The organism is Faecalibacterium longum (assembly GCF_040094125.1).
Classification (GTDB): Bacteria; Bacillota; Clostridia; order Oscillospirales; family Ruminococcaceae; genus Faecalibacterium; species Faecalibacterium longum.
In genome coordinates this window covers 45,802-67,907 of the sequence record NZ_JBBNIH010000124.1, presented here as the reverse complement: position 1 = coordinate 67,907, position 22,106 = coordinate 45,802, and the positions used below count along the sequence as shown (strand labels likewise).

Below are 22,106 nucleotides of genomic sequence, written 5' to 3'. Positions count from 1 at the left end.
AAAAACATCCGCTCTGATTTTTTGCCAAATGTGCAAAATTCGGGGCGGATGTTTCTTTTTTGTCTTTATTCTGTTAAGTCTGCTGATATTTCTTGTCTAAAATTGGAGATGTTGTATATATAAGAAAAATATCGACGAAAAGATTATGGTATATTCTACAAGAAAACTCTTGAAAAATCCGACGAAATTCTTTAATATAAGAGAGTAAAAGGCACAGGACTGCCCATGCGGCCTGTGCGGGGAGGAGCTGTTTATGAAACCGACTGAGGAAAAGACCCGCAGCAATCCATCGGACCTTCCGGTGTATTTGTTCAAGCAGGGCAATAACTGTGAAGCGTACCGCTATTTTGGCGCACACATCGAGCAGCGGGCCGGGGAGACAGGCGTGGTGTTCCGCGTCTGGGCACCGCACGCGACGGCCATCAGCGTAGTAGGCGATTTCAATAGCTGGAAACCGGGCAGCCACCCGATGCGCAAGGTGGACAATGACTCTGTGTGGGAGCTGTTTATCCCGGGCATGAAGGAATACGATGTTTACAAATATTGCGTGACCACCCGGGCGGGCGACCTTGTCTACAAGGCTGACCCCTATGCGTTCCACGCAGAGACCCGCCCCTCGAACGGCAGCAAAGTCTACGATTTGAACGGCTTTGTCTGGCACGACGAGGCGTGGCAGAACGCCCAGAAGAAGGCCGATGTCATCAACGGCCCTATGAACATCTACGAGATGCACGCCGGCAGCTGGAAGATGAAAGAGGGCGGTCTGCCCTACAATTACTCCGAGCTGGCCGACGAGCTCATCCCGTACATCACCGAGATGGGCTACACCCACGTGGAGCTGCTGCCCGTCATGGAGTACCCCTTCGATGGCAGCTGGGGCTATCAGGTGACGGGCTATTTCGCCCCCACCAGCCGCTACGGCACCCCGAAGGATTTGATGGCTTTTGTGGACAAGATGCATGAGGCGGGCATCGGCGTCATCATGGACTGGGTGCCGGCTCACTTCCCGAAAGACCAGTTCGGCCTGTACAACTTTGATGGCGAAGCCTGCTACGAAGACCCGAACCCCAAGCGCGGCGAGCACAAAGAGTGGGGTACCATGGTGTTCGACTTTGGCCGCAGCGAGGTGCAGAGCTTCCTCATCTCCAGCGCTCTCTACTGGCTGGAGCAGTACCACATCGACGGCCTGCGTGTGGACGCTGTGGCTTCCATGCTCTATCTGGACTACAACCGTAAGCAGGGCGAGTGGGAGCCCAACAAGGACGGCGGCAAGGAGAACCTTGAGGCTGTGGCATTCCTGCGCAAGCTCAACGATACGATTCTGGGCCGTCACCCCCACAAGTACATGATCGCAGAGGAGTCCACCGCGTGGCCAATGGTCACGAAACCCGCTTCCGACGGCGGCCTGGGCTTCAATTTCAAGTGGAACATGGGCTGGATGAACGATATGCTCAGCTACATGAAGACCGACCCACTCTTCCGTTCGGGCAACCACAACAAGGTCACGTTCAGCTTCTTCTACGCCTTCAGCGAGAACTTCGTGCTGCCCATCAGCCACGACGAAGTCGTCCACGGCAAGGGCAGCCTCATCAACAAGATGCCCGGTGACTATGAGGCCAAGTTTGCAAACCTGCGCACCTTCTTTGGCTACATGATGGCTCACCCCGGCAAGAAGCTGCTGTTCATGGGTCAGGAGTTCGGCCAGTTCACTGAGTGGAACGAGACCAAGTCTCTGGACTGGATGCTGCTGGGCTACGACAAGCACACCGAGCTGCAGACCTACGTCAAGACCCTGAACAAGTTCTACAAGGACCATCCCGCTTTCTGGCAGATCGACTACAGCTGGGAGGGCTTCCAGTGGATCGTCCCCGACGACTCCCGTCAGAGCGTCGTGGCCTTCCTGCGCAAGGATGCAAACGGCAAGCAGATCCTTGTGGTCTGCAACTTCAACCCCGTCCTGCGCGAGGGATACACCCTGGGCGCACCGAACTCCGGCACTTACAAGGAGATCCTGAACAGCGACGACGAGGCGTTCGGCGGTGCTGGCACTGTCCACAACAAGGCTGTCCGCTCCAAGAAGAAGCCGCTCCACGGCTTCGAGCAGAGCATCACCATCACTCTGCCTCCCATGAGCGTGCTTTATTTCGAGGTGCCTGCAAAGCGCACCCGCAAGACCGCCGAGGAGAAGGCAGCGGAAAAGGCTGCACCCAAGAAGGCTTCCAAGACCGCAAAGGCCGAAAAGGCTGAGGAAAAGGCACCTGCAAAGCGTGGCCGCAAACCCAAGGCAGAAGCTGCACCTGCGGAGGAAAAAGCCCCTGCAAAGCGCGGCCGCAAACCGAAGGCAGAAGCTGCACCTGCGGAAGAAAAGGCTCCTGCAAAACGGGGCCGTAAGCCCAAGGCAGAAAAGGCAGCGGAACCGGCTGAAAAGCCCGCCCGCAAGCCCCGCGCCAAGAAGGCGGACAAGGCCGAAAAATAAGGCCGGGCCGAACCAACATTGTTGAACCATTTCCACCAAATATCAGGAAATGTTAAAGGGGAGAATAAAGCTATGGCAAAAGAAATCGTGGCAATGATCCTTGCCGGCGGACGTGGCTCGCGTTTGTACGCGCTGACACAGAAAACGGCAAAACCGGCGGTGTCCTTTGGCGGCAAATACCGTATCGTGGACTTCCCGCTGTCCAACTGCGTCAACTCCAACATCGATACCGTTGGCATCGCAACGCAGTATCAGCCCCAGAAGCTGAACGAGTACATCGGCAACGGCCAGCCCTGGGACCTGGACCGTCTGTACGGCGGTGTCCATACCCTGCCTCCTTATGAGCAGGCAAAGGGTACCGACTGGTACAAAGGCACTGCAAACGCCATCTACCAGAACATCAGCTTCATCGACAGCTATGACCCGGAGTACGTCATCATCCTGTCCGGCGACCAGATCTGCAAGCAGGATTACGCCGACTTCCTCCGCTTCCACAAGGAGAAGGGCGCAGAGTTCTCTGTGGCCGTCATGGAAGTTGACTGGAAGGAAGCTTCCCGTTTCGGCCTGATGGTCGCAGACGAGGACGACAGGATCACCGAGTTCCAGGAGAAGCCCCCTGTGCCGAAGTCCAATCTGGCTTCCATGGGCATCTACATCTTCAACTGGGATGTCCTCAAGAAGTATCTGGAAGAGGACGAGGCAGACCCCAACTCCAAGAACGACTTCGGCATGAACATCATCCCCGCACTGCTGCGCGACGGCCGCAAGATGTATGCTTACCACTTCAACGGCTACTGGCGTGACGTGGGTACCATCGACAGCCTGTGGGAAGCCAACATGGAGGTTCTGGACCCCGAGAACTCCGGCATCGACATCTTCGACGAGAAGTGGAAGATCTACAGCCGCAACCCCGTGCTGCCCGCCCAGAAGATCGGCCCCCGCGCTGTTGTGCAGGATTCGCTGGTCACTGAGGGCTGCCAGATCTACGGCTGCGTCAAGCACTCTGTGCTGAGCGCAGGCGTCGTCGTGGAAGAGGGCGCAACGGTCGAGGATGCCGTCCTGATGGATGGCGTCGTGGTCAAGGCAGGCGCAGTGGTCAAGCGCTGCATCCTCGCTGAGAACGTCGTGGTGGGCGCAGGCGCCAAGATCGGCGGCGACGGCCCCATCGCACATGTCGGCATCGGTCTGACCATCGGCGCAGGCGCTGCCGTCAAAGAGGGCGCCAAAGTATTTGATTCCGTCAAGGAGGGCGAGGAAGTATGCTGAGCCAGAACAACAATGCGTTGGGCATCATTTTCCCCAACAGCTATGATAACACCGTGCCTGAGCTGGTGACCGAGCGCGCAATGGCCTCGATCCCCTTCGCAGGCCGTTACCGCATGGTGGACTTTGTCCTGTCCAGCATGGCCAACTGCGGCATCTCCAACGTGTCTGTCGTGGTGCGCAAGAACTACCATTCCCTGATGGACCATCTGGGTACCGGCCGCGAGTGGGATATGGCCCGCCGTCACGGCGGCCTGAACATCGTCCCTCCCTTTGCTGAGAAGGGCGTGCGCATCTACTCCGGCCGCGTCGAGGCTCTTGGCTCCATCCTGAGCTTCCTCGAGAACCAGAAGGAGCGCTATGTGGTCATGAGCGATGCCAACATCGCCATCAACTACGACTTCAACGCCCTGCTGGCTGCTCATCAGGCCAGCGGCGCAGACGTCACCGTGGCCTACCAGAAGACCGAGATCCCTGAGGGCCGCAAGAACGACAACTACACCCTGACCGTCGATGCCGATGGCCGTGTGACCGAGCTGCTGTTCAACGATTACCGCCCCGGCAAGCAGAACCTCGATTTGAACATCTATGTCATGGAGCGCCAGACCCTCATCAAGCTGGTCAAGGACGCTACCGCCCGCGGCCTCATCTACTTCGAGCGCGACATCCTGGCTCACAACGTCAACATCCTGAACATCCATGCGCTGGAGTACACCGGCTATGTGGCTCATGTCTGCGACATGAAGAGCTACTTCGACGAGAACCTGAAGCTCATTGATGAGAAGAATCTGAACGCCCTCTTCCCCAAGAAGAACCCCGTTTACACCAAGATCCGCGACGACAACCCCACCCGTTACGTCACCGGTTCCAGCGTCAGCAACTCTCTGCTGGCTGACGGCTGCGTCATCGAAGGCACCGTGGAGAACTGCGTGCTGTTCCGCGGCGTCAAGGTCAAGAAAGGTGCCGTCGTCAAGAACTGCGTCCTGATGCAGGACACCGTGGTGGAGCCTGGCGCTGAGCTGGACTGCGTCGTGACGGACAAGAACGTCCGCATCACCGCAGAAAAGAAGCTGAGCGGCACCAAGAGCTTCCCTGTTTACGTTCAGAAGAACCACATCGTCTGAACCGTTTGAGAATCTCCCATAGGGGCGGCTCCCTCCCCGGTAGCCCCTCTTAAAGAGGGGCGGGGGTACTGTGTGTACCCCCGCCCGCTCTTTTTGCCGCAGCGGGAGGAGATATAAATCCGTTTTATCAGGAAGGAGCGAATCTTATGAAGATCCTGTATGCTGCTTCGGAAGCAACCCCCTTTGCAAAATCCGGCGGTCTGGCCGATGTGGCCGGCTCCCTGCCCAAAGCGCTGGTCAAGGACGGCGTGGATGCCCGCGTCATCATGCCACTGTATGGTGACCTGAAGTTCCGCGACAAACTGGAATACGTTACCAACTACTCGGTCCCTGTGGGCTGGCGCAGCCAGTACTGCGGCCTGTTCAAGGCTGAGGTCGATGGCGTGACCTACTATTTCCTCGACAACGAGTATTACTTCAAGCGCCGCGGCCTCTACGGCTTCTACGACGACGGCGAGCGCTTCGCCTTCTTCTCCCGCGCAGTGCTGGAGACCCTGTTCTACATCGACTTTACCCCCGACATCATCAACTGCAACGACTGGCAGACCGCTCTGGTGCCGGTGTACCTGAACCTGTACTATCGTCATCTGGACAAGTTCAACCGCATCAAGACCATCTTCACCATCCACAACATCGCCTATCAGGGCAAGTACGGCACTGATATTCTGGAAGACACCTGCGGCATCGGCCGCCGCGACCAGCATATCGTGGAGTACGATGGCTGCGCCAACTTCATGAAGGGTGCCATCGAGACGGCAGACAAGATCACCACCGTCAGCCCCACCTATGCACAGGAGATCCTCGACCCGTGGTTCAGCTACGGTCTGGACGCTCTGCTGCGCGAGAAGCAGTACAAGCTCTGCGGCATCCTGAACGGTATCGACATGGACGCCAACAACCCTGCTACCGACCCCCACATCGCCTTCAACTACGATGTCAACAACTTCGAAGAGGGCAAGGCAAAGTGCAAGGAGGCTCTGCAGGATAGGTTCGGCCTCAACAAGGACGGCAGCCCCGTCTTTGCAATGGTCAGCCGCATGGTCGGCATGAAGGGCTTCGATCTCGTGCAGAGCGTGGCCGACGGCCTCGTGGACCGCGGCATCGAGCTGGTCATCCTGGGCAGCGGCGAGAGCCAGTACGAGAACTTCTTCTCCGACCTGTGCGGCCGTCATCCGGGCCGTGTAGGCACCTACATCGGCTTTGAACCCACCCTGTCGCAGGAGATCTATGCCGGCGCAGATGCCTTCATCATGCCGTCCAAGAGCGAGCCCTGCGGTCTGGCCCAGATGGTCGCCTGCCGTTACGGCACGCCTCCCATCATCCGCGAGACCGGTGGTCTGCGCGACTCCATCCACGACTGCACCCTCGGCGAGGGCAATGGCTTCACCTTCGCGGGCTACAGCGCCCACGAGCTGTACGATGCCTGCTGCCGCGCACAGGACCGCTACTACAGCAAGGAAAACTGGAACAACCTTATCAGGTACGACATGGAGTGCGACTTCAGCTGGGATGTCTCTGCCAAGAGCTATGAGGGCCTCTACAATGAGACTGCAAACCTCTGGTAAAAGATAGACCAAAGCACGATTTACGCCCCGGCGGGTACTGTTTTAGGACAGCGCCCGCCGGGGCTTTTTGTGCCTTTCAGCAAAATCGTCCCAAAAGGAAACGCTTTTTCTTTCTCAAACGGGGCAGAATGATAAATGACACGGAGAAGAACAGCGGTTGAACCGAAAAACTTTTGGTTAGAAGCGACGAACTTCTCTGCGTTTATAGAATTTTGCTAAAAAGCAGTAGAAAATTGATTGAATTTTACAGCCGTTTTGAGTATAATGGAGAGTAAAGAGCCTTTGTTCAAAGTTTAACGTGCAGATCGGGCAAAAAAGACAGAGCGGCCCGGAGCGCACGCAGAGGGAGGGGAGCCGGACCGTGAAGGGCTGGTACAAGGCACTGGAAGACCTGGTCTGGCTGACCCAGCTGGGGTTGAATATGCTGCTGCCGCTGGTGATGTGTCTGGGCGGCTGCTGGTGGGCCGTCAGCCATTGGGGCTGGCCCATGTGGGTGTATCTGCCCGCTGTGCTGCTGGGGCTTGCCGCCGGGGCGCAGAACTTCTGGGTCTTCGTCAAAGAGCGGCTCGACCGCTCCAAAAAGGACAAGCCCCGCCGGACAGGCTTTAACTCGCATTTATGAGATAAGGGAGAGCTACATCTATGAAATTACAGCCGGAATCCAAAAAGGAGCTGCTCCGCATCGCGGGCGGCACGGCATTCTGCACCGCGATCATGTGGGTGCTTTTCGCGGCGCTGCATCTGGTGGGCTGGGTGAAGTTCGACTATACGGTCGTCCTCGGCAGCCTCGTGGGCGCAGCCGTCGCCATCGGCAACTTTGCGGGCATCTGCTTCGTGGTCCAAAAAATCATCGACGAGCCGGATGAGAAGCGCCGCAAGGCAACATTACAGCTTTCCTACAACAGCCGGATGCTGCTGCAGGCGCTGTGGGTGGTGGTGGCCGTCGCGGCCCCCTGCTTCCAGCCCTTTGCCAGTGTGCTGCCGCTGTTTTTCCCCCGTGTTACCATTTATTACCTGCAAATAACGGGCAAGTACAAACCGCTCACGCCGAAGGCAGAGCCGGTGGACGTCTCGGTGGAGGACGACCCCGAACCTGCCGACGCGCAGCAGTCCGCACCCGATGAAAAAGGGGGTGAAACGTAACAAATGGAACTGAACGGCGCAAAGATCCTGTATACCATCCATACCAATATCCCTGTGCTGGGCGATTTCAAGATCACCCAGACTCTTGTGAGCACATGGATCGTCATGGCGCTGCTCTCGGCTCTGGCCTTCTGGCTGGGGCGTGACCTCAAACTGGAAAACGTCTCCAAACGGCAGGCCGCCGCCGAGTTCATCGTGGAACGGCTGGACCAGTTCGTCCACGACAACATGGGCTGGCACTTTGATAAGTTCATCCCGCTGGTGGGTGCTATCTTCGCACTCAGCATCGGCTGCAACCTGATCAGTGTGGTAGGCCTGTGGAGCCCCACGGCAGACCTGAACACCGAGGCGGCCTGGGCCATCGTGGTGTTCATCATCATCATGTACTACAAGATAAAGACCAACGGCATCCTCGCCTATCTGAAGGGCCTGCTGGACCCCATCTTCCTGATGGCGCCCATCAATGTGCTGTCGGAGGTGTCCACCCCTGTCAGCATGGCCTTCCGTCACTTCGGCAACATCCTGTCCGGTACCGTTATCTCCACCCTGCTGTACTGGGCGCTGGCGAGCCTGAGCCACGTCATTTTTGGCTGGCTGCCCGGATTCCTGAGCCAGCTTCAGCTGTTCCAGATCGGCATCCCGGCCTTCACGGGCCTGTATTTCGACTGGTTCGGCGGCTGCATTCAGGCGTTCATCTTCTGTACCCTGACCACCATCTTCATCAAACGTGCTGCCGGTGAGGAGTAAGCATCCCACCCCGGCATCCCCCAAAAACAAACATTTTCAGGAGGACACAAACTATGACTGACTTTCAATTCCTTGCTCGTGGTATCGCTCTGGCTGGCTGCGGCATCGGCGCAGGCTGCGCACTGATCGCAGGTATCGGCCCTGGTATCGGCGAAGGCAACGCTGCCGCTGCTGCCTGTGAGGCTGTCGGTCGTCAGCCCGAGTGCAAGAGCGACGTGACCAGCACCCTCATCCTCGGCGTCGCACTGTCTGAGACCACCGGTATCTACGGCTTCGTCACCGGTCTGCTGCTCATCTTCCTCGCACCCGGTATGTTCATGAACTACCTGCAGTAAGCGCTCCTTTCAGAGCTTGATTTCAAGAGAAAGGGGAGACGCTTATGCAACTTTATCAGGCATTGATCACGCTGGATGGCTGGACGTTTCTGGCCCAGATCTGCAACCTGATGATCCAGCTGGTGATCTTCAAAAAGCTGCTGCTGAACCCGGTCAAAAAAGTCATCGCCGAGCGCAAGGCCAAGGCGGACAGCCAGATCGCGGACGCCGAAAAGCTGCGCACCGAGGCCGAGGCCATGAAGGCGGAGTACGAGCAGAACCTGCAGAATGCCCGCACCGAGGCCAACCAGATCGTGGCCGCCGCCCAGAAGACGGCTACTGCCCGCAGCGAAGAGCTGCTGGGCGAGGCCCGCGCACAGGCCGCTGCCCTCAAGCAGAAGGCCGAGGCCGACATTGCGCAGGAGCGCAAGAAGGCTGTCAACGAGGTCAAGGACGAGATCGGCGGTATGGCAATGGAGATCGCCTCCAAGGTGGTCGAGCGCGAGATCAAAGAGGCTGACCATCAGGACCTGATCGACGAATTTATCAAAAACGTGGGTGAAGCATCATGACCGAGACTGCAAGGATGTACGGCGGAAGCCTGTACGACCTGGCCGCGGAGGAAGGGCTGGACGAGCGCATTCTGGGCGAACTGGATGGCGTGACCGCCCTGCTGAACGGGGACGCCGAGTATCTGCATCTGCTCAGCATCCCCAGCATCCCCAAGAAAGAGCGCTGTGCGCTGTTGGACGAAGCCTTCCGCGGGCAGGTCCACCTCTATGTGCTCAACTTTATGAAGCTGCTGTGCGAAAAAGGCGCTCTGCGGGAGCTGCCGGGCTGCGCCCGGGCTTACCGCCTGCGCTACAATGAGGCTCACGGCATTCTGGAAGCGACTGCTGTTTCCGCTGTGCCTCTCACGGCAGAGCAGACCAGGCGCCTGCACGAAAAGCTGGAAAAAGTCACCGGCAGGCACATCGACCTCAAAACGAAGGTCGAGCCTGCTGTGCTGGGCGGCATCCGGCTGGACATCGAAGGCACCGAGCTGGACGGCACCGTCCGCAGCCGTCTCGCCGGCCTGCGCAGCAGCATCGCAGCAGCAACACTGTAACGAATACGAAGCCCTCGGGTAAACGCGAAGCCCGGCTGCTCTCGGAGCCGCAAGGCGAGAAGGCAAAGCTGGACCGAAGTGCCTGAGAGGGCTATCCACCCGAAAGTTTACAAAGAATTGAGTGGTGAAGACACAACAATGCAACTGAAACCTGAAGAGATCTCCAAGATCATCCGTGCTCAGATCAAGCATTACGAAAATGTCATCGAGCAGAGCGAGGTCGGCACGGTCATTCTGGTGGGCGACGGCATCGCCCGCGCCAGCGGTCTGGAAAAGTGCATGGCAGGCGAGCTGCTCCAGTTTGAGAACGGCGAGTACGGCATGGCCCAGAACCTCGAGGAGAACACCGTCTCCATCGTTCTGCTGGGCTCTGACGTCGGAATCAAAGAGGGCAGCACCGTCAAGCGCACCGGCAAGGTCGTGTCCGTCCCTGTGGGCGAGGCACTGATCGGCCGTGTCGTCAACGCACTGGGCCAGCCCATCGACGGTGCAGGCCCCATCGAGACGACGGAGTTCCGCCCCATCGAGAGCCCTGCTCCCGGCATCATCGAGCGCCAGCCCGTCAAGGAGCCGCTGCAGACCGGCATCAAGGCCATCGACTCCATGATCCCCATCGGCCGCGGCCAGCGTGAGCTGATCATCGGCGACCGCCAGACCGGCAAGACCACCATCGCGTCCGATACCATCATCAACCAGAAGGGCAAGGACGTCATCTGCATCTACGTCGCCATCGGCCAGAAGCGCTCTACCGTGGCAAACCTCGTGCAGAGCCTCACCGAGGCCGGTGCCATGAGCTACACCATCGTGGTGTCGGCAACGGCATCCGAGCTGTCGCCCCTGCAGTATATCGCTCCCTACTCCGGCTGCGCCATGGGCGAATACTTCATGCACAAGGGCAAGCACGTCCTTATCATCTACGACGACCTGTCCAAGCACGCTGTCGCTTACCGCGCCCTGTCGCTGCTGATCCGCCGTCCTCCGGGACGTGAGGCTTACCCCGGCGACGTCTTCTATCTGCACTCCCGTCTGCTGGAACGCGCGGCCAAGCTCTCCGACGAGCTGGGCGGCGGCAGCCTGACGGCACTGCCCATCATCGAGACGCAGGCGGGCGATGTGTCCGCCTACATCCCCACGAACGTCATCTCCATCACCGACGGCCAGATCTTCCTTGAGACGGAGCTGTTCCACTCGGGCGTCATGCCGGCCGTCAACCCCGGCATCTCGGTCTCCCGTGTCGGCGGCAACGCCCAGATCAAGGCCATGAAGAAGGTCGCCGGTACTTTGAAGCTGATTTATTCTCAGTACCGTGAGCTGCAGTCCTTCGCGCAGTTCGGCTCCGACCTGGACGCCGACACCAAGGCCCGTCTGGCACAGGGCGAGCGCATCGTTGAGGTGCTCAAGCAGAACCGCTCCGCTCCCGTTGCGGTCGAAAAGCAGGTGGCCATCCTCTACGCGACCATCCACGACTACCTCGTGAACATCAAGGTGCCTGCCGTGGCCGAGTACGAGAAGGGCCTGTACGAGTATCTCGATACCGACGCAGCCGGTGCTTCCGTGATGGAGACCATCCGCACCACCGGCAAGCTGGAAAAGGACGCCGAGGAAGCTCTGAAGGGTGTGCTGTCCGCTTACACCGAGAACTTTATCAAGGCACACTGACAGGAAGGAGGCGTAACGCATGGCAGGTTCCATGAAGGACATCAAGCTGCGCATCAAAAGCGTAGAGAGTACCATGCAGATCACCAAGGCTATGGAGCTGGTGGCTTCCTCCAAAATGCGCCGTGCCAAGGAGCGGGTGGAGCACAGCCGCCCCTACTTTGAGACGCTGTACGAATCGCTGACCAAGATAGCGGCGGCAGACCCCCGCGCCCGCAATCCCTATCTGCGCCGGGACGACATCAAGCGGACTCTGCTGGTAGTCATCGCGGGCGACCGCGGCCTGGCCGGCGGCTATAACGCCAATGTGTTCAAGCAGGCCGACGCCGCCGAAGGCCCCGTCACCGTGCTGCCCATCGGCAAGCGCTCCGCAGAGTATTTCGCCCACCACGGGGCCGGCCTCTTCACCCCCGAGGTGCTGATGGCGGCGGATGTGTCGGTGAGCGAGTGCTTCACCCTGTCCCACCAGATAACGGAAGGCTTCCTCAAGGGCGAGTACGACGCGGTGAAGCTCTGCTACACCCGCTTTGACTCCATGATGACCCAGACGGCCACCACCCTCGAGGTGCTGCCCCTGACCATCGAGCCCACCGAGGCCCAGAAGGCTGAGGCCCGTCGGAGCCAGATCCTGTACAAACCCAGTTGCGAGGAAGTGTTCGGCGCTATCATCCCCGAGTATGTGGCTGGTGTCCTCTACGGCGCCGTGTGCGAGAGCGTGGCCAGTGAGCTGGCCGCCCGCCGCACCGCCATGGATGCCGCCACCAAGAATGCCGGCGAGATGATAGAGCATCTGAATCTGTATTACAACCGCGCCCGTCAGGCCGCCATCACGCAGGAGATCACCGAGATCGTGGCTGGTGCGGAAAATTAAAAAATGAACCAACCTCTCAGTCTCGCTATCGCTCGACAGCTCCCCTGGTAGGGGAGCCTCTGGCGAAGAGATGAAGCTTTGCGGAATGCCAAGGCCTCCCCTCGGTAGGGGAGGTGGCATCGCGCAGCGATGACGGAGAGGTTTAAGAGAAGGAGTTGTAGCCTATGTCCGAAAAACACATCGGCAAGGTGATCCAAGTCATCGGCCCGGTGCTGGACATCCAGTTCAAGGATGGAGAGCTGCCGGACCTGCTCAACGCCATCGAGATCGACAACCACGGCCAGAAGCTGGTGGTCGAGGTGGCGCAGCTGACCGGTGACAACGTCGCCCGCTGCATCGCCATGAGCAGCACCGACGGCCTGGTGCGCGGCACCGAGGCCGTGGACACCGGCGAGTCCATCAAGGTCCCCGTCGGCGACCAGTGCCTGGGCCGCGTGTTCAACCTGCTGGGTGAGCCGGTGGACAATAAGCCCGCCCCCACCCCGGAGGCTTACTGGCCCATCCATCGCCCCGCTCCCAGCTATGAGGAGCAGCAGTCCACCACCGAAATTCTGGAGACCGGCATCAAGGTCGTTGACCTCATCTGCCCCTACGCCAAGGGCGGCAAGATCGGCCTGTTCGGCGGTGCCGGTGTCGGCAAGACCGTCCTTATCCAGGAGCTGATCTACAACATCGCCACCGAGCACAACGGCTACTCGGTGTTCACCGGTGTCGGCGAGCGCACCCGTGAGGGCAACGACCTTTACGGTGAAATGACCGAGAGCGGCGTCATCAACAAGACGGCGCTGGTCTACGGCCAGATGAACGAGCCCCCAGGAGCCCGTATGCGCGTGGCACTGTCCGGCCTGACCATGGCGGAGTATTTCCGCGACGTCAAGAATCAGGACGTGCTGCTCTTCATCGACAACATCTTCCGCTTCACCCAGGCAGGCTCTGAGGTGTCGGCTCTGCTGGGCCGTATGCCCTCCGCCGTCGGCTACCAGCCTACGCTGGCTACCGAGATGGGCGCTCTGCAGGAGCGCATCACCTCCACCCGCAAGGGCTCCATCACCTCGGTGCAGGCTGTCTACGTCCCCGCCGACGACCTGACCGACCCCGCTCCTGCAACGACGTTCACCCATCTGGACGCTACCACGGTTCTGAGCCGTGACATTGCCTCTCAGGGCATCTACCCCGCTGTGGACCCGCTGGACTCCACCAGCCGTATCCTCAGCCCGGAGGTCGTGGGTCAGGAGCATTATGAAATCGCCCGTGCGGTCCAGAAGGTGTTGCAGCGCTACAAGGAGCTGCAGGACATCATCGCCATCATGGGCATGGACGAGCTGAGCGAGGATGACAAGCGCACCGTCAGCCGCGCCCGCAAGGTGCAGCGCTTCCTGAGCCAGAGCTTCCACGTTGCAGAGCAGTTCACCGGTATGCCCGGCCAGTACGTCCCGCTGAAAGAGACGCTGCGCGGCTTCCGCATGATCCTGAACGGCGAGTGCGACGACCTGCCCGAGAGCGCCTTCCTGTTCGCAGGCACCATCGACGATGTGTTCGCTAAGGCGAAGAAGGGGTAAACCATGACGACCTTTCATCTGACGGTGGTCACACCGGACGGCTGCGCCTTTGAAGGGCAGGCCGAGCGTGTGGTCTGCCGCGCCATCGACGGTGACCTTGCCATTCTGGCCAAGCACGGCGACTACTGCACCGCGCTGGGCATGGGCGAGGCCCACATCGTTGATGCCGAGGGCAGCCGCCGCCGTGCCGCCTGCATGGGCGGGATGCTCACCGTGCTGGACGGTGAGGTGCGTCTGGTAGCCACCACATGGGAGTGGGCTGAGCAGATCGACCACACCCGCGCCGAGGCCGCAAAAAAGCGCGCCGAAGAGATCCTGGCCCGCAAAGACCTCGACCGCCGCGAGTACGAGATGGCACAGGCCCGCCTCAAGCGCGCGCTGGTGCGCACCTCCATCAAGGAGTAACAGCTGAAACAAAAGCCGGAGCCCCCGCGGGGGCTCCGGCTTTTGCTGTATTAGAAGCTTTTAGAGCATATTTGCCTTCTCGATGAGGCTGCGGATGTGGTGAGCCAGCATCTCGATGGCGGTGGTGTTCTCGCCGCCGTTGGGGACGATGATGTCAGCGTTGCGCTTGCTGGGCTCAACGAAAGCCTCATGCATGGGCTTGACGGTGGTGAGGTACTGGTTGATGACGCTGTCGAGGGAGCGGCCGCGCTCCTTGACGTCCCGCACCAGACGGCGCAGGATGCGCTCATCGGCATCGGTGTCCACGAAAATTTTGTAGTCGAACATGGCGCACAGCTCCGGCTCCACGAAGGGGAGGATGCCTTCCACGATGAGGACGGGGGCCGGTTCGATGTGCTGGACCTCGTTGCTGCGGTTGTGGTCGGCGTAGTCGTACACCGGGCAGTCGATGGCGCGGCCTGCCTTCAGCTCCTGTAAGTGGTAGATGAGCAGGGCGTTGTCGAAGGCGTCCGGGTGGTCGTAGTTCAGCTTGCAGCGTTCTTCAAAGGGCAGCTCGTCGTGGCGCTTGTAGTAGCTGTCGTGGGAGATGAGACGCACCTCGTCCTCCCCGAAAAGTGCCTTGAGCCGACAGGCCAGTGTGGTCTTGCCGCTGCCGGAGCCGCCTGCGATGCCGATGATCAGATTATTCATGTTCCAAAAACCTCCGCGTGCCGATTGTTGTAGAAAAAATCCCCAGAGTAGGGTATAATATTCTTATCCTACATAATAACACACTTCGCTCTGTTTTGACAGGGCCGAATCTCTGCTGGGAGGCATTTTGATGAAAAAAATCGTTCCTGCCCCGTACATCGACCAGACTGAGCGCTGGGTCAATGGCTGCGAGAGCATCAGCAGCGTCATGCTGCTCCAGGCCGTGGGCATCGACATCGACCCGGATACCTTCATCGCCCGCGACCTGCCCCACGCCCCTTACTGGGAACAGGACGGAAAACTCTACGGCCCTGACCCGTGGCAGGTCTACCCCGGCGACCCCCACGACCACACCGGCTACGGCTGCTATTCGCCCTGTATCGTCAAGGCCCTGAACAGCGCTCTGGAGCACGAGGGCGCAGCCGACAGGTTCGAAGTCGTGGACGAGAGCGGCAAGACGGCGGCAGAGCTTTGCTCTTATATCGACGCCGGGATGCCGGTGGTGTTCTGGGCGACGCTGGATTTCCAGCCCGTGCCGGAAAAGCGCGACCACTGGCTGCTGGCCGATGGCACCGACTTTGCATGGAAGTGCAACGAGCACTGCCTGCTGCTGGTGGGCTACGATGACAAAAACTACTGGTTCAACGACCCGTGGCATGACCACGGCGTCTGCCCGCAGCCGAAGCAGCTGGTGGAGGACTGCCACGCGGCCCAGGGGCTGTTCGCCGTCACCCTCCGCCCGAAAGGAGAAGCATGAAAAAAGAAGAACTTCAGCAGAACATGAAAGACAGGATGCAGCAGTTCGAGGACGGCGGCCTCCGCCTCCTGAAAAAGGGTCAGAAGGGCATCGTCCACGCGATTTTCAGCCGCTTCGGGCTGGTGCTGCTGCTCATGCTGTTGCAGGTCGGTGTACTGTGGAGCGTGTTCCGGTGGTTCGGCGGACTGCTGCCCCATTACTTCGGCGGCAGTGTGGCCATGTCGGCCTTCATGGTGGTCTACATCCTCAACAGCGAGATGGACAACAGTGCTAAGATCACATGGATGGTCACCATCGCCATCCTGCCGGTCGTGGGCGTACCGCTGTTTTTCTACGTCAAGAGCAACATCGGCCACAACGCCCTGAAAAAGCGGGTGACCCACCTCACTGAGGAGGCCCGGGGCTTACAGCCCCAGCCACTGGCTGCGGCCCAGGAGCTGGCCGAAGCCGACCCCGGCGCGGCCTCGCTGGCGCGGTATCTCCACGGAAAGGGCGGCGGCTTCTCGGTCTACAGGAACACGGAAGTTACCTACTTCCCCGGCGGCGAGGCCAAGTTCGAAGAGCTGCTGCGCCAACTGGAAAAGGCCGAGAAGTACATCTTCCTCGAGTACTTCATCATCGACGAGGGCCTCATGTGGGGCAAGATCCTCGAAGTGCTGGCCCGCAAGGCCGCTGAGGGCGTGGACGTCCGGGTGATGTACGATGGCACCTGCGAGTTCACCACCCTGCCCCGGGATTACCCCAGCCGCCTCGAAAAGCTGGGCATCCAGTGCCGGGTGTTCTCGCCGGTGCAGCCCTTTGTCTCGACCCATTATAATTACCGCGACCACCGGAAAATTCTCGTCATTGATGGCAAGGTGGGTTTTACCGGCGGCGTGAACCTCGCCGACGAGTACATCAACCACATCGAGAAGTATGGCCGCTGGAAGGACGCCGCCGTCATGCTGGAAGGCGAGGCTGTCCGACCGCTGACCATCCTCTTCCTCGAGATGTGGAGCATCCTCCGGGAGCCGGAGTTTGAGAAGTTCCTCTCCGTGCCGCCCCACTCCGTCCCGGCGAAGGGGTTCGCGGCCCCTTACGGCGATTGCCCGCTGGACGGTGAGCGGGTGGGGGAGATGGTCTATATCGACCTGCTCAACCGCGCCAAGCGCTACATCCACATCATGACGCCCTACCTCATCCTCGACGGCGAGCTGGAAACGGCCCTCAAGTTCGCGGCAGAGCGGGGCGTGGACGTCCACCTCATCCTGCCCCATGTGCCGGATAAGAAGTTCGCCTATGCGCTGGCGAAGACGCACTACAAGTCTCTGCTGGACTCGGGCGTGAAGATCAGCGAGTGGCTGCCCGGTTTCGTCCACGCGAAGGTCTTTGTGGTGGACGACAGCGAGGCCGTGGTGGGTACCATAAACCTCGACTACCGCAGCCTCTACCACCACTTCGAGAATGCGGTCTGGATGAAGGATACCGCCTGCATCCCCGCCATCGAGAAGGATTTCCAGAAGACGCTGGAATTCTGCCGCGACGTCGAGCCCACCCGGGAGAGCATCTGGGAGGGCAAAGTGCTGCTCCATCTGGCAGGAATTTTACTGAAAGTTATTGCACCATTACTGTAAAACAAAGGGGAATGCCGTTCGGCATTCCCCTTTGTTTTACAAATAATCCTTATCCATCGAGAAGCCCCGGCCGCTGACCTCGGTGACATGGCTCACGATGAGGAAGCAGGTGGGGTCGATGCTGTGGGCCAGCTTTTCCAGCCGGGGCAGTTCCCGGTTGGACACGATGCTCAGAAGCACGGCGCTGGACTCGTGGGTGTAGCCGCCCTCGCCGTGGAGGATGGTCACGCCCCGGTCCAGCTGCTCGAGGATGGCGGCACAGATGGCGTCGGACTGGCTGCTGATGATCTTTACCTCGGTGCGGCTGGCACCCATCATCAGCATCTTATCCATGACGATGGTGTGGATGAGCACCATCACAATGCCGTACAGCACCTGCGGCATCGGGCTGAACACAGCCTGCATCAGCAGGACCATGATGTCGAAAGCCAGCATGGTGGCCGACACCGGCAGCTTGAACCATTTGTTGAGCACCAGCGGCGGGATGTCGAGGCCGCCGGTGGATGCACCGGAGCGGATGACGATGCCCAGTGAGACGCCGATGCCGAGGCCCGCAAAGACGGTGCAGAGGAAGATGTCCTCCGTCAGCACCCGGCCATTCGCCATCCCCTCGAACAGGGCGAGGAAGGCGGGGCTGAGAACACTGCTGGCCAGCGTATTGAGGGCGAAGGCCCGGCCCAGGACCACCCAGCCCCAGACCAGCATGGCGAGGTTGATGAAGAACAGCAGCCCCGAGACGGGCAGGCCCGTCAATCGCCCGATGGCCAGTGCGATGCCGGTCGCGCCGCCGGTGATGAGGCCCGCCGGCTCGAGGAACAGCGCAACGGCCAGCGAGTAGAGCGCGTTGCCGAAGATGATGGAAGCCCAGTTCCAGATAAGCTGCTTCCAGTGCGGATTCTGATTCATAGCGTTTCCTCCCATATCCCTTCTATCATACCGGAAAACGGTAAAAAAATCCACGCCCGGCGGCCTGCCGGAGCGTGGATTTTTGTTCATTTGACAGATGAAAGTTTGATTTTTTACTCTTCGTCCAGCAGGCGCAGGCCGGCAGTGTCGGTGACGGGCAGCGAGAAGACGATGGAGCCGGCCTTTTTGTCGGCGTTGTCCATGATGGCTTTCATGATGGCGTTCTTCTCGGAAGTGCGGCTGACGATGAGCACCAGCTCTTTTTCGTTCACGAGGTCGATGCCCATGAACCTGGCCGCGCCCTCCATGCCGGTGCCTTTGGCGTGGATGACGGTGCCGCCGCCGGCTCCTGCGGCCCGGGCCGCGTCCATGATAGAGCCGGTGTAGCCCTGATTAGCGATGACCAGCAGCAGGTCGTAACGGGTATCTTTCAAGGTGCTTTCCTCCTTCAGCTCAAGGGTCTGGTGTTCGGTGAGGAACAGCAGGGCGCGTTTGCCGCCGATGCTGCTTACCGGGACGATGAATGCAATGCCGGTACCCGGCACATCAATGCGCATCTGGCGGCGCAAGGCTTTCTGGATGCGGGGCCAGCTGTCCGCTGTGATGATGGCAAAGAGCACAGCTTTTTCGGTCTTTTCCAGCCCGAGGGTGGAAAGCGTCTCCTGAACGGCGGTGCCGGCACCCACAGTGCGCAGACTGACATCGACGCCGAAGCTTTTATACAGCTTCAGAAAGGCGTCTGTCGTGGGGCGGTCGGTGATGGTGACCAGCCAGTAAAGCGTATTCACGGCAAAGCCTCCTTACAGTTCGATGATGGCGTCGTCCGGCAGTTCGGCCAGCAGGGCGGCAGTATCCAGCAGGGGCTGGGCGCTGCGGGCCTTGCGGGTCTTGAGCTGGGCCACAAGGCCCATGAGCTGGACGGTGATGAGGGGCGTCATGGCGACCATGGCCACCACGCCGAAGGCGTCGGTGACGATGTTGCCGCCTACGGCGATGCAGGCACCCTGCGCCAGCGGCAGCAGGAAGGTGGCCGTCATGGGACCGGAGGCCACGCCGCCGGCGTCAAAGGCGATGGCGGTGTAGAGCTTCGGCACCACAAAGGAGATGCTGATGGCGAAGAGGTAGCCCGGGATGAGGAACCACAGAATCGAGATGCCGGTGAGGACGCGCACCATCGCAAGGCCCACCGAGAGGGCAACGCCGGCCGAGAGGGCCGCGCCCATCGTCCCGGCGGAGATGGCACCGTCGGTGACTTCTTCGACCTGTTTGTTGAGGACATAGACCGCCGGCTCGGCCCGGACGATAAAGTAGCCGATGAGCATCCCGATGGGGATGAGCAGCCACCGGCTGCTCTGGCCGCCCAGGACCTGACCGAGGTAGTTGCCGGCGGGCATGAAGCCGATGTTCGCCCCGGTGAGGAAGAGCACGAGGCCGATGTAAGTATAGACGAGGCCTACGCCGATGCGGCCCAGCGTCCGCCGGTCGATGTGAAGGGCGGCGAGCTGGAAGATGCCGAACATCACGACGATGGGCAGCAGGGAAGTGGCAATCTCGTGCAGATAGGTGGGCAGGCCCTCGCTGAACAGCTGCCACAGCTCCACCGAGTCGCCCACTTCGGGGATGACCGGCGGCACGTAGCTGCTCTCGCTGGCATTGAAGACGATGCCGAGGATGAGGACGGCGAGGATGGGACCTACGGAGCAGAGGGCTACGAGGCCGAAGCTGTCGTCCGCTGCATGGCGGTCGGAGCGGATGGCCGACACACCGACGCCCAGCGCCATGATGAAGGGGACGGTCATGGGGCCGGTGGTGACGCCGCCGGAGTCGAAGGCCACGGCCAGAAACTCTTTCGGCACAAATGCAGCCAGAAGGAAGATGGCAGCGTAAAAGATGACCAGCAGCCGGGGCAGCGGGATGCCCAGCAGCATACGCAGGAAGGCCATGACGAGGAAGATGCCCACGCCCGCAGCCACCGAGAGGATGAGGGTCATGTTGGGGATGGAGGGTACCTGATTGGCAAGCACCTGTAAGTCAGGCTCTGAGATGGTGATAAGGAAGCCCAGCAGGAAACCCACGCCGATGATGAGAAAAAGGTTCTGGCTTCGGGTGAGCATGGAGCCGACCCGCTCGCCCATGGGGGTCATGCTCATCTCGGCACCCAGAGTGAAGAACATGATGCCGACGATGATCATGGCAGCGCCCAGCAGAAAGCAGAGCAGGATGCTCGGAGAAACAGGGGCGATGCTGAAACAGAGCACCAGCACGATGGCCGCGATGGGCAGGACGGCCTGCAGTGCCTCCAGCAGCTTCTCCCGAAGTTTGGGGATGGATGATTTGATAATGATGTCCACCAGCCTTTCCCGCCCAGAAGCAGTGCCGCCGGGCGTTGGAATTGAGAGATATTTCCTTATCAAGTATACAAAAACAGACAAAAGTCCGTCAACAAAAGAGCGGCTAAGATTGGCAAAGAAACAGAAATGTTACAAAAAGAAAAGGCTGCCGCGCTTTTGCACAGCAGCCTTGGAGATCAGGATTTAGATGCCCTGCTTTGCCAGAACGTCAGAAGTCGGGGTGGAGAACACCGGAATATCGGCGTAGGGGTCGGGAGTGTTGTCGGCGGGCAGAGCCTTCATGTAGGCGTCCATGGACTCGGCCACCTTCTTGGCGATGGCCACGGCCTCCACGACGGTGCGCGCGCCCATGACGGCGTCGCCGCCGGCGAACACGCCCTCGCGGGTGGTGCTGCCGTCCTCGTTGACAGTGAGCAGGCCGCGCTGGTTGGTCTCGATGCCGGTGGTGGTCTTGACGAGGGAGTTCTCAGAACCCTGGCTCACCGAGACGATGACGCCGGTGTGGGGATAGAAGGTCTCGCTGCCCTCTACCTGGGTGAACTTGCCGTCCTCGCCCTTCACGGTGTCGCGGCAGATGATGCCGTTCTCACGGATCTCCACCGGAGCCTTGCAGAAGCGGAAGCCCACGCCCTCGAGCTTGGCGTACCGCACTTCATGCTCGGAAGCGCTGATGCACTCCTCGTCGCGGCGGGCGTAGCAGGTGACGTGGCGTGCGCCGTTGCGGATGGCAGTGCGGGCGCAGTCCATGGCGGAGTTGCCCACGCCGATGACGGCGATGTCGTCGCCCAGCTGGAAGGCCTTGGAGTTGGCCAGATAGTCGATGCCGAAGGCCGCGTTGCCCAGCGTCTCGCCCTTGATGTGCATGGCGTTGGCCTTCCACAGACCAGCGCCGATAAAGACGCTCTTGTAGCCGTCCCGGAAGAGGTCGTCGATGGTGATGGTCTTGCCGATGGCGGTATTGGGGCGGACGTGGATGCCCTTCAGCTCGAGGTGGCGGTACTGGAAGTCGTCCAGCACGCTGTCGGGCAGGCGGTAGTTGGGGATGCCGTACCGCATGACGCCGCCGATCTTGTCGCGGGCGTCGAAGATGGTGACATCGTAACCCCAGCGTGCCAGCAGGACGGCGACGGTCAGGCCCGCAGGGCCGGAGCCGACGACAGCGGCCTTCATGCCGTTCCTGGGGGCGGGGCCGGAAGTCATCTTGTTGGCGTAGGTGGTGGAGATGTAGTCCTCGATGATGGAGAAGTGGACGGGGTCGTGGCTGGGCATCCGGTTGCGGATGCAGTGGCCCTCGCACTGGTTCTCGTGGTTGCACACGAGGCTGCACACAGTGGTCAGGGGGTTGTTTTCAAACAGCATCCGGCCGGCGTCGTCGAGGTGATTGTCCTTGAGCAGGCGGATGACCTCGGGAATGTTGGTGTGGATGGGGCAGCCCTGCTGGCACATCGGCTTTTTGCAGCCGAGGCAGCGGTTGGCTTCGTCCAGAACGTGAAGTGCCATGGTTCCTCCTTGTGCCTGTCGAACAGGCGGCGTTGTATACAAGTATCTTTACTATAAT

21 protein-coding genes are annotated in these 22,106 nt (G+C 60.1%); 16 read left to right on the top strand and 5 right to left on the bottom strand.

All coding sequences use genetic code 11. The features are described 5' to 3' along the window. Positions 1-253: 253 nt before the first annotated feature. The 14 genes from glgB (at position 254) to atpC (ending at position 14,231) form a co-directional block, all read left to right on the top strand. Positions 254-2,476: a 1,4-alpha-glucan branching protein GlgB gene (gene glgB, locus AAAU26_RS05965; RefSeq protein WP_227618593.1), complete on the top strand. Its 2,223-nt coding sequence runs from the start codon at positions 254-256 to the stop codon at positions 2,474-2,476. 72 nt (positions 2,477-2,548) lie between these two features. Further along, the gene (locus AAAU26_RS05960; protein ID WP_227618592.1) at positions 2,549-3,742 is read left to right on the top strand and encodes a glucose-1-phosphate adenylyltransferase; all 1,194 of its coding nucleotides are present in this window, start codon (positions 2,549-2,551) and stop codon (positions 3,740-3,742) included. Beyond that, positions 3,736-4,863: a glucose-1-phosphate adenylyltransferase subunit GlgD gene (glgD, locus tag AAAU26_RS05955; RefSeq protein WP_227618591.1), complete on the top strand. Its 1,128-nt coding sequence runs from the start codon at positions 3,736-3,738 to the stop codon at positions 4,861-4,863. The genes AAAU26_RS05960 and glgD overlap by 7 nt, the downstream gene beginning before the upstream one ends. Positions 4,864-5,009: 146 nt before the next feature. Then, a complete protein-coding gene (locus AAAU26_RS05950) occupies positions 5,010-6,428 on the top strand; it encodes a glycogen synthase (protein WP_227618590.1) in 1,419 nt (472 codons plus the stop codon). Positions 6,429-6,789: 361 nt separating this feature from the next. Continuing rightward, positions 6,790-7,050 (top strand): AtpZ/AtpI family protein, encoded by a 261-nt coding sequence (locus AAAU26_RS05945; RefSeq protein ID WP_149795323.1) that lies wholly within the window; start codon positions 6,790-6,792, stop codon positions 7,048-7,050. Between the two features lie 20 nt (positions 7,051-7,070). Beyond that, a complete protein-coding gene (locus AAAU26_RS05940; protein WP_149795324.1) occupies positions 7,071-7,571 on the top strand; it encodes an ATP synthase subunit I in 501 nt (166 codons plus the stop codon). A 3-nt stretch (positions 7,572-7,574) separates the two neighbouring features. Beyond that, positions 7,575-8,318, top strand: a complete 744-nt coding sequence (locus tag AAAU26_RS05935; protein WP_158395217.1) for a F0F1 ATP synthase subunit A — start codon at positions 7,575-7,577, stop codon at positions 8,316-8,318. 53 nt (positions 8,319-8,371) lie between these two features. Further along, a complete protein-coding gene (gene atpE, locus AAAU26_RS05930) occupies positions 8,372-8,653 on the top strand; it encodes an ATP synthase F0 subunit C (protein WP_015564615.1) in 282 nt (93 codons plus the stop codon). A gap of 44 nt (positions 8,654-8,697) precedes the next feature. Beyond that, positions 8,698-9,204 (top strand): F0F1 ATP synthase subunit B, encoded by a 507-nt coding sequence (gene atpF / locus AAAU26_RS05925; protein WP_158395216.1) that lies wholly within the window; start codon positions 8,698-8,700, stop codon positions 9,202-9,204. Continuing rightward, the gene (atpH, locus tag AAAU26_RS05920; protein ID WP_015564617.1) at positions 9,201-9,740 is read left to right on the top strand and encodes an ATP synthase F1 subunit delta; all 540 of its coding nucleotides are present in this window, start codon (positions 9,201-9,203) and stop codon (positions 9,738-9,740) included. The genes atpF and atpH overlap by 4 nt, the downstream gene beginning before the upstream one ends. Positions 9,741-9,878: 138 nt before the next feature. Next, positions 9,879-11,399, top strand: a complete 1,521-nt coding sequence (gene atpA / locus AAAU26_RS05915; protein WP_158395215.1) for a F0F1 ATP synthase subunit alpha — start codon at positions 9,879-9,881, stop codon at positions 11,397-11,399. 19 nt (positions 11,400-11,418) lie between these two features. Further along, positions 11,419-12,267: an ATP synthase F1 subunit gamma gene (gene atpG, locus AAAU26_RS05910; RefSeq protein WP_015564619.1), complete on the top strand. Its 849-nt coding sequence runs from the start codon at positions 11,419-11,421 to the stop codon at positions 12,265-12,267. Between the two features lie 164 nt (positions 12,268-12,431). Beyond that, positions 12,432-13,826, top strand: coding sequence for a F0F1 ATP synthase subunit beta (gene atpD / locus AAAU26_RS05905; RefSeq protein ID WP_149795328.1), 1,395 nt, complete (start codon positions 12,432-12,434; stop codon positions 13,824-13,826). Positions 13,827-13,829: 3 nt separating this feature from the next. Continuing rightward, positions 13,830-14,231: an ATP synthase F1 subunit epsilon gene (atpC, locus tag AAAU26_RS05900; protein WP_158402025.1), complete on the top strand. Its 402-nt coding sequence runs from the start codon at positions 13,830-13,832 to the stop codon at positions 14,229-14,231. A 60-nt stretch (positions 14,232-14,291) separates the two neighbouring features. Here atpC and udk read toward each other — a convergent pair whose 3' ends face one another. Continuing rightward, complete coding sequence (gene udk / locus AAAU26_RS05895; RefSeq protein ID WP_149795331.1) at positions 14,292-14,921, bottom strand: uridine kinase; 630 nt, start codon at positions 14,919-14,921, stop codon at positions 14,292-14,294. A 130-nt stretch (positions 14,922-15,051) separates the two neighbouring features. Here udk and AAAU26_RS05890 point away from each other — a divergent pair, with 130 nt between their 5' ends. Both AAAU26_RS05890 and AAAU26_RS05885 read left to right on the top strand, forming a co-directional pair. Further along, positions 15,052-15,678: a C39 family peptidase gene (locus tag AAAU26_RS05890; RefSeq protein WP_227618589.1), complete on the top strand. Its 627-nt coding sequence runs from the start codon at positions 15,052-15,054 to the stop codon at positions 15,676-15,678. Further along, complete coding sequence (locus AAAU26_RS05885; protein ID WP_227618588.1) at positions 15,675-17,291, top strand: phospholipase D-like domain-containing protein; 1,617 nt, start codon at positions 15,675-15,677, stop codon at positions 17,289-17,291. The genes AAAU26_RS05890 and AAAU26_RS05885 overlap by 4 nt, the downstream gene beginning before the upstream one ends. Positions 17,292-17,327: 36 nt before the next feature. On the opposite strand, the gene AAAU26_RS05880 is transcribed toward AAAU26_RS05885, so the two are convergent. The 4 genes from AAAU26_RS05880 to AAAU26_RS05865 all read right to left on the bottom strand — a co-directional run bounded on the left by AAAU26_RS05880 (position 17,328) and on the right by AAAU26_RS05865 (position 22,048). Next, complete coding sequence (locus AAAU26_RS05880; protein ID WP_227618587.1) at positions 17,328-18,197, bottom strand: YitT family protein; 870 nt, start codon at positions 18,195-18,197, stop codon at positions 17,328-17,330. 113 nt (positions 18,198-18,310) lie between these two features. Then, complete coding sequence (locus tag AAAU26_RS05875; protein ID WP_149795335.1) at positions 18,311-18,985, bottom strand: P-II family nitrogen regulator; 675 nt, start codon at positions 18,983-18,985, stop codon at positions 18,311-18,313. A 12-nt stretch (positions 18,986-18,997) separates the two neighbouring features. Continuing rightward, the gene (locus tag AAAU26_RS05870) at positions 18,998-20,548 is read right to left on the bottom strand and encodes a DUF1538 domain-containing protein (protein WP_158395210.1); all 1,551 of its coding nucleotides are present in this window, start codon (positions 20,546-20,548) and stop codon (positions 18,998-19,000) included. Between the two features lie 183 nt (positions 20,549-20,731). After that, positions 20,732-22,048, bottom strand: coding sequence for an NAD(P)-dependent oxidoreductase (locus AAAU26_RS05865; protein WP_207676679.1), 1,317 nt, complete (start codon positions 22,046-22,048; stop codon positions 20,732-20,734). Between the last annotated feature and the right edge of the window lie 58 nt (positions 22,049-22,106).

Excerpts from the sequence above, each read along its gene's own strand:
- atpC (WP_158402025.1), top strand. The coding sequence starts at position 13,830 with ATGACGACCTTTCATCTGACGGTGGTCACACCGGACGGCTGCGCCTTT.
- AAAU26_RS05890 (WP_227618589.1), top strand. The coding sequence starts at position 15,052 with ATGAAAAAAATCGTTCCTGCCCCGTACATCGACCAGACTGAGCGCTGG.
- AAAU26_RS05950 (WP_227618590.1), top strand. The coding sequence starts at position 5,010 with ATGAAGATCCTGTATGCTGCTTCGGAAGCAACCCCCTTTGCAAAATCC.
- atpD (WP_149795328.1), top strand. The coding sequence starts at position 12,432 with ATGTCCGAAAAACACATCGGCAAGGTGATCCAAGTCATCGGCCCGGTG.
- atpG (WP_015564619.1), top strand. The coding sequence starts at position 11,419 with ATGGCAGGTTCCATGAAGGACATCAAGCTGCGCATCAAAAGCGTAGAG.
- AAAU26_RS05885 (WP_227618588.1), top strand. The coding sequence starts at position 15,675 with ATGAAAAAAGAAGAACTTCAGCAGAACATGAAAGACAGGATGCAGCAG.
- udk (WP_149795331.1), bottom strand. The coding sequence starts at position 14,921 with ATGAATAATCTGATCATCGGCATCGCAGGCGGCTCCGGCAGCGGCAAG.
- glgB (WP_227618593.1), top strand. The coding sequence starts at position 254 with ATGAAACCGACTGAGGAAAAGACCCGCAGCAATCCATCGGACCTTCCG.
- atpH (WP_015564617.1), top strand. The coding sequence starts at position 9,201 with ATGACCGAGACTGCAAGGATGTACGGCGGAAGCCTGTACGACCTGGCC.
- AAAU26_RS05935 (WP_158395217.1), top strand. The coding sequence starts at position 7,575 with ATGGAACTGAACGGCGCAAAGATCCTGTATACCATCCATACCAATATC.
- AAAU26_RS05880 (WP_227618587.1), bottom strand. The coding sequence starts at position 18,197 with ATGAATCAGAATCCGCACTGGAAGCAGCTTATCTGGAACTGGGCTTCC.
- AAAU26_RS05940 (WP_149795324.1), top strand. The coding sequence starts at position 7,071 with ATGAAATTACAGCCGGAATCCAAAAAGGAGCTGCTCCGCATCGCGGGC.
- atpA (WP_158395215.1), top strand. The coding sequence starts at position 9,879 with ATGCAACTGAAACCTGAAGAGATCTCCAAGATCATCCGTGCTCAGATC.
- glgD (WP_227618591.1), top strand. The coding sequence starts at position 3,736 with ATGCTGAGCCAGAACAACAATGCGTTGGGCATCATTTTCCCCAACAGC.
- AAAU26_RS05865 (WP_207676679.1), bottom strand. The coding sequence starts at position 22,048 with ATGGCACTTCACGTTCTGGACGAAGCCAACCGCTGCCTCGGCTGCAAA.
- AAAU26_RS05960 (WP_227618592.1), top strand. The coding sequence starts at position 2,549 with ATGGCAAAAGAAATCGTGGCAATGATCCTTGCCGGCGGACGTGGCTCG.
- atpF (WP_158395216.1), top strand. The coding sequence starts at position 8,698 with ATGCAACTTTATCAGGCATTGATCACGCTGGATGGCTGGACGTTTCTG.
- atpE (WP_015564615.1), top strand. The coding sequence starts at position 8,372 with ATGACTGACTTTCAATTCCTTGCTCGTGGTATCGCTCTGGCTGGCTGC.